General features: G+C 36.6%; 1 protein-coding gene. It reads right to left on the bottom strand.

Annotation, left to right across the window (positions count from 1 at the left end; translation table 11 throughout):
- Positions 1-70 precede the first annotated feature (70 nt).
- Complete coding sequence (locus tag QZ019_RS09815; protein WP_295484651.1) at positions 71-1057, bottom strand: hypothetical protein; 987 nt, start codon at positions 1055-1057, stop codon at positions 71-73.
- Between the last annotated feature and the right edge of the window lie 218 nt (positions 1058-1275).

Below are 1275 nucleotides of genomic sequence, written 5' to 3'. Positions count from 1 at the left end.
GGCTTTGATTATGAACTCTGCTGATAGATATACAAAAAAGAGCAGAGTTCAGGAACTAAACAATCATCAGTTAAATATGCGAACCGCCAAGCCGCATCCAATTTTCAAAACAATTCTTGCGATGCCATTCCAAATATTGAGGGTTAGGCCATGCAGACTTATCATCAGGCAACGACACTTGTTTTCCTTCATACTCAAGATATTCAGCAGCACCTACTGATTTAAGGCAAGAAGAGGTTCGTATTACTACCTTATCATCTGTCATATATTCCAAGGTAATATAGCCCAAAGAAACCAGCCGATGAAAATCCGATCTGAGCAAAATACCGTTTGCAGCAATCTGCTCTTTAAAATCATAAAAAGGTCTTAACTGAGCAACTTCAAGTAAAGGAACAATGGTCGATCCGGTAACTGCACACTTAAATTTATAAGCAGCCCGAACTTTAGCGTAAAATCCTGCAGAATAACTGCGAAAATGGCTGCGGGAAGCCAGATAGTAAACACCTTTCCAAGTGTCGCCGTATTTATCAAGATCTTGATTGTAAACTTTCTTTGCTACCTGATAGAGATAACGTCCTGTAGGATCGTCAATATTCAAAATAAAGCGCAATCCTGATTTAAAATGTGATGAAACTTCATCAGGCACGGTAATAAGGCTGCTGCCGTCAAAAATAAAATTATTACCTAAAGTTGCCGCAATTATATTACTGTCGCGATTACCGCCATGTTCCTCAACTTCGGCCACCAGATCGTCAAAATCCGTAACACCGTTGCGCACACCATAACGCGACCACGCCTCATCAAGTGAAATCTTATACCACGAAATAAAGAAACCGCCGCCTACAACCTTGATCTGATCTCCGATTTGACAAATATATAAAACCACTCCTCCAGGCTGAAAATCCTTCACATCCTGCGTAAGCTTAGATGACTTTTTATCTATCGACCAAAAACAGCTGTCAAGAGATCCGGAAACTAAATACTCGCTTCTTATGATCCTGTACCATTTAGGAGAAACTTTACAGATCATGATTTGGTTGGCGTGTTCCATATTCATACCTTTATCCAGTAATTTCCTTTTATAGTAATTTATGTATAAACAAAATAAAATTCTGCGATATGTCACATAATTTGAAAAAATATTCCTAAAGCCAAAAAGCTTAAATTCCGCATAAAAAAGCCTTTTTAGAGTTATCGTTTTTTACTTTATAAAAATTTCCTTAAATATTAAGATATTGTAAATTTTCTAATTTTAAAAACTTTAAAAATAAATTA

The sequence above is a fragment of the uncultured Succinatimonas sp. genome (genome assembly GCF_905203285.1).
GTDB lineage: Bacteria > Pseudomonadota > Gammaproteobacteria > Enterobacterales > Succinivibrionaceae > Succinatimonas.
Note: the sequence above shows the minus strand (reverse complement) of the source record. Positions and strands in the feature narration are given on the sequence as shown.

What these genes read in the sequence shown, in the direction of transcription:
- QZ019_RS09815 (WP_295484651.1), bottom strand. Translation starts at nt 1,057, where the DNA reads ATGAATATGGAACACGCCAACCAAATCATGATCTGTAAAGTTTCTCCT.